This is a genomic window from Moorena sp. SIO4A5 (genome assembly GCF_010672005.1).
Lineage (GTDB): Bacteria > Cyanobacteriota > Cyanobacteriia > Cyanobacteriales > Coleofasciculaceae > Moorena.
This window is the reverse complement of the sequence record NZ_JAAHHZ010000338.1, coordinates 1-5,013: the sequence shown is the minus strand read 5'-3', so window position 1 is coordinate 5,013 and position 5,013 is coordinate 1. Positions and strand designations below refer to the sequence as shown.

The 5,013-nt window shown below is 47.8% G+C and carries 2 protein-coding genes and 1 pseudogene; all 3 read left to right on the top strand.

Going from position 1 to position 5,013, the window contains the following annotated elements; all coding sequences use genetic code 11:
- The first annotated feature begins 494 nt into the window (after nt 1-494).
- A pseudogene (locus F6K57_RS36475) lies at nt 495-1,349 on the top strand (tyrosine-type recombinase/integrase).
- A gap of 175 nt (nt 1,350-1,524) precedes the next feature.
- A complete protein-coding gene (locus tag F6K57_RS36470; protein WP_293073051.1) occupies nt 1,525-1,980 on the top strand; it encodes a hypothetical protein in 456 nt (151 codons plus the stop codon).
- Nucleotides 1,981-5,013: FxSxx-COOH system tetratricopeptide repeat protein (gene fxsT / locus F6K57_RS36465; RefSeq protein WP_364305593.1), on the top strand; the 3,033-nt coding region annotated here is incomplete at its 3' end.

Sequence of the window (5,013 nt, the reverse complement as noted above, 5' to 3'; positions counted from 1 at the left end):
ATAATTCATTTCCAGTTTGTTATGACTGTCAAGAAGATATCTGTTACAGCAAGCAAAACTGGGAACCTGGCGGTAAGAATATCTGGGATGCCCATGCAACTGAAGCTTTTTCCCAGTACATCACCAGAGCTGCGTTAGAAATGGTGTGATTTTTGGGGGTGAATGGTGATGCTTAAAGAGCAACAAGTCGGTTTAAAACCTTCTCCCTAAGGACCTTTCGCGCTTGATGATAAAAGTGGGTTATTCCATGTGATAATGACTTCTTATATCATGTCAGGATAATTACCCTTAATAAAAATCTCCCCCATCTCCCCATCTCCCCACACTTTTATTCTGGGTATTCAACCGAACTTGATATTAGGAGAGGACTTCTGATAAGCACATCGCGCGTGACCCTCACTACCACATCACTCTCTCTCACCACAGCTTTACCCTTGACTGGGCATCCAGCACGGGTCTATCTGAACAGCTTGAGTCCGGGGTCGCAGCCAACAATGAGGCAAGCTTTGGATATGATCGCATCCCTACTCACTAACAACGAATGCGATGCAGACACCCTTGACTGGGCAGCCCTCACTTACCAGCACACCGCTGCCGTTCAAGCAGCATTATTGGAAATCAATGCCCCGGCCACGGTTCAAAAAAAGATGGCAGCGCTCAGGGGAGTATTAACGGTGGCAAAGAAGTTAAAACTGATGAATGCAGAAGATTACGAGGCAGCGGTGGATTTACCCAGGATTAAGAATTATCCCTTACCCAGAGGTCGAGCACTAACTCAAGCAGAAATTACAGCACTCATTAAGGTGTGTGCCTCGGATACAACCAACCAAGGGGTTAGGGATATAGCCCTAATTGGCATCCTACGGGGTACAGGACTGCGACGGGCAGAGGTGGTAAAGCTGGAAGTGCGGGATTTTGATGGTGATAGTGGTGCATTGGAAGTGCGCCAGGGTAAGGGAGGGAAGGATAGGACCGTCTATTTACCCGAAGGTGCGTTCGCGTAGCGTCGGCTTTGCCGAATCGCGTTTGTCAATGATTGGTTGAGTGTCAGAGGTCGCCAACCAGGAGCGCTGTTGTGCCCAATATTCAAAGGTGGGCAGATACAGTACAGAACTATGACCCCCCAGGCCGTGTTGTTGATTTTGCAAAAACGGGCTAAAGAGGCTGGAGTGGAATCCTTTAGTCCCCATGACTTTCGGAGGACCTTCTGCTCTGATTTACTGGATGCTGGGATTGACATCGTGACCGTCCAGAAGTTAGCTGGCCATGCTTCCCCTGTAACTACGGCTAAGTACGACCGGCGGGGTGAGGAGGTTAAACGGAGGGCGGTGCAGAAGTTGGGGTTTTAGGAGGAGGGGCGAAGGCCATAATGTTTCCTGACTTAGAATCAGCAACGTCGAAAAATGTACTAGCCCAACCGACACAGGGCACCGTTTTAATTTTATCAGAATTAATCCGGAAGACAAATAAGTAATGGTGTAGTACTCATCGTAGCCCTAGTTAATCTGCCCTAGTTACTCAGATATGGAACCTCTAGTCATTGCCGCCCTAGCCTTTATCGGTACCAAAGCTGCGGAAACTACAGTAGAAAAGTTTACTGAGGCAGCCATAGAAAAAGCCAAGCTCCTGCGCGAGAAGATTATTAATAAGTTAAGAGGTAATCCGAGGGCTGAAGTAGCTTTGCAACGTGCCGAACCAGGGTCAAAGACTGAGCTAAAAGTTGTATCTGACTATTTGCCAGAGGCGATGGCAGCTGATTCTCAATTTGCCGAGGAGATTGAAGCATTAGCAAGGGAAATCGATAATTTGAACCAAGAGCAAGGGGAAAATTGGCAAGTATCTGGTGGTGAGGTAAATTACAACAAGGTATCTGGTGGTGAGGTAAATTACAACACTGAAAATAAAGGTCCAGTTATTAAAGGAACTGGTAGTAATAATACCTTCAACTTTAACAACTACACTAATCCTCCTCAACATTAGCTGAAGTCGCCTGGGGAGCAGGTTAACCAAATCCCAGTTGCTAATCCTAATAATTTAGCTAGAGTACGCAGTGGCTTAGTCAAATTTGTTGGTCGGGAGAAACAACTAAAAGACCTACACCAACAGCTTCAAGAAAAGGAGCGTATTGCTATCACTGCTGTGGTTAGCGGTATGGCTGGAGTAGGTAAAACTGAACTTGCCATACAGTATGCTCAACGCCAGAAACAGCAATCAACCTATCCCGCTGGTATTTGTTGGATACAGGTACAAGAATCCAACCCTGGGTTACAATTGCTGAGTTTTGTTAAATCTCAGCTTAATCTTAATCCTCCTGAAGATTGGGAATTACTAAAACAGTTAGACTTTTGTTGGTCTCGGTGGCCGCCTTTAGATGGTGATGTCCTGATCATTCTGGATGATGTTAGAAACTACGAGGATATTGAAGGTTATCTACCACCCCAAGAATCCCGTTTCAAAGTACTAATAACGACACGTAAATATTGGCTATCAGAATCCTTTGAACAATTACGTCTAGAGGTGCTAGATGAGCAAGCAGCTTTGGAGTTGTTAGCAAATTTTATCGATGAGTCAAGACTGGAAAAAGAACCAGTAGCAGCCTCTCAACTCTGTAAAGACTTAGGATACCTACCCCTGGGATTGGAGTTAGTAGGACGTTTCCTCAAGAGAAAATCTAGGTGGACCTTGGCCAGGATGGCACAGGAATTGGAGCAAAAGCTAAACACACTGGAGCCATCGGGGGAAATGACAGCTCAAAGAGGAGTAGAAGCAGCATTAGAGTTGAGCTGGAAAGAGTTAGATTTTCAAGGGCAGTGGTTAGGATGTTTATTGAGCCTATTTGCCCTAGCTCCAATTAAGTGGACACTAGTGGAAACGTGTTTATCTATAACTAATAGTACTCAAGACTCTATCCTACAGCGTTGGTTTCCAACATTCTCACGCCTGATTTCACCACTGATTCCTTCAAAAAATAACAAATCTCAAGGAGTTAGAGATTGGGAAGATGTAATAGAAGACAGTTTATTGGGCTTGAATTTAATTCGTGAAACTGAGGAAGGGGATTATCAATTTCACCAATTAGTACGTAAATATTTCCGCAGTAAACTCGAACAGATGCCAGAAGCAGGAAAGCTCAAACAGAGTTTCTGTAAGGTAATGGCACAAGAAGCACAGTCTCTCCCTTACAATCCCACAAAAGAGCAGGTAGACGGAATAGCACCATCCATACCACACGTAGCAGAAGCAGCAACAGAACTACAACAATGGCTAGAGGATGAGTATTTAATTGTACCCTTTCTCAAGCTAGGTTGGTTCTATGAGGGTCAGGGATTATACAAACTGGCAGAGCCTTGGTTAAAGCAATGTTTGGAAGTTAGCAAACACCGTCTAGGAGAAAACCACCCGGATGTCGCTACCAGCCTCAACAACCTGGCAGGACTGTACAAAGACCAGGGTCGGTACTCAGAGGCCGAACCCCTCTACCAACAAGCACTAGACCTTTGGAAACAGCTGCTGGGAGAAAACCACCCGGATGTCGCTACCAGCCTCAACAACCTGGCAGGACTGTACTATAACCAGGGTCGGTACTCAGAGGCCGAACCCCTCTACCAACAAGCACTAGACCTTTGGAAACAGCTGCTGGGAGAAAACCACCCGGATGTCGCTACCAGCCTCAACAACCTGGCAGGACTGTACGATAACCAGGGTCGGTACTCAGAGGCCGAACCCCTCTACCAACAAGCACTAAAACTGAGGAAACAGCTGCTGGGAGAAAACCACCCTTCTGTCGCTACCAGCCTCAACAACCTGGCAGGACTGTACTATAACCAGGGTCGGTACTCAGAGGCCGAACCCCTCTACCAACAAGCACTAGACCTTTGGAAACAGCTGCTGGGAGAAAACCACCCTTCTGTCGCTACCAGCCTCAACAACCTGGCAGGACTGTACTATAACCAGGGTCGGTACTCAGAGGCCGAACCCCTCTACCAACAAGCACTAGACCTTTTGAAACAGCTGCTGGGAGAAAACCACCCACATGTAGCAGCCAGCCTCAACAACCTGGCAGGACTGTACTATAACCAGGGTCGGTACTCAGAGGCCGAACCCCTCTACCAACAAGCACTAGACCTTTTGAAACAGCTGCTGGGAGAAAACCACCCGGATGTCGCTACCAGCCTCAACAACCTGGCTTTACTGTACTATAACCAGGGTCGGTACTCAGAGGCCGAACCCCTCTACCAACAAGCACTAAAACTGAGGAAACAGCTGCTGGGAGAAAACCACCCTTCTGTCGCTACCAGCCTCAACAACCTGGCAGGACTGTACTATAACCAGGGTCGGTACTCAGAGGCCGAACCCCTCTACCAACAAGCACTAAAACTGAGGAAACAGCTGCTGGGAGAAAACCACCCTTCTGTCGCTACCAGCCTCAACAACCTGGCTTTACTGTACAAAGACCAGGGTCGGTACTCAGAGGCCGAACCCCTCTACCAACAAGCACTAAAACTGAGGAAACAGCTGCTGGGAGAAAACCACCCGGATGTCGCTACCAGCCTCAACAACCTGGCAGGACTGTACTATAACCAGGGTCGGTACTCAGAGGCCGAACCCCTCTACCAACAAGCACTAGACCTTTGGAAACAGCTGCTGGGAGAAAACCACCCGGATGTCGCTACCAGCCTCAACAACCTGGCTTTACTGTACTATAACCAGGGTCGGTACTCAGAGGCCGAACCCCTCTACCAACAAGCACTAAAACTGAGGAAACAGCTGCTGGGAGAAAACCACCCGGATGTCGCTACCAGCCTCAACAACCTGGCAGGACTGTACTATAACCAGGGTCGGTACTCAGAGGCCGAACCCCTCTACCAACAAGCACTAGACCTTTTGAAACAGCTGCTGGGAGAAAACCACCCGGATGTCGCTACCAGCCTCAACAACCTGGCAGGACTGTACTATAACCAGGGTCGGTACTCAGAGGCCGAACCCCTCTACCAACAAGCACTAGACCTTTGG

Excerpts from the sequence above, each read along its gene's own strand:
- F6K57_RS36470 (WP_293073051.1), top strand. The coding sequence starts at position 1,525 with ATGGAACCTCTAGTCATTGCCGCCCTAGCCTTTATCGGTACCAAAGCT.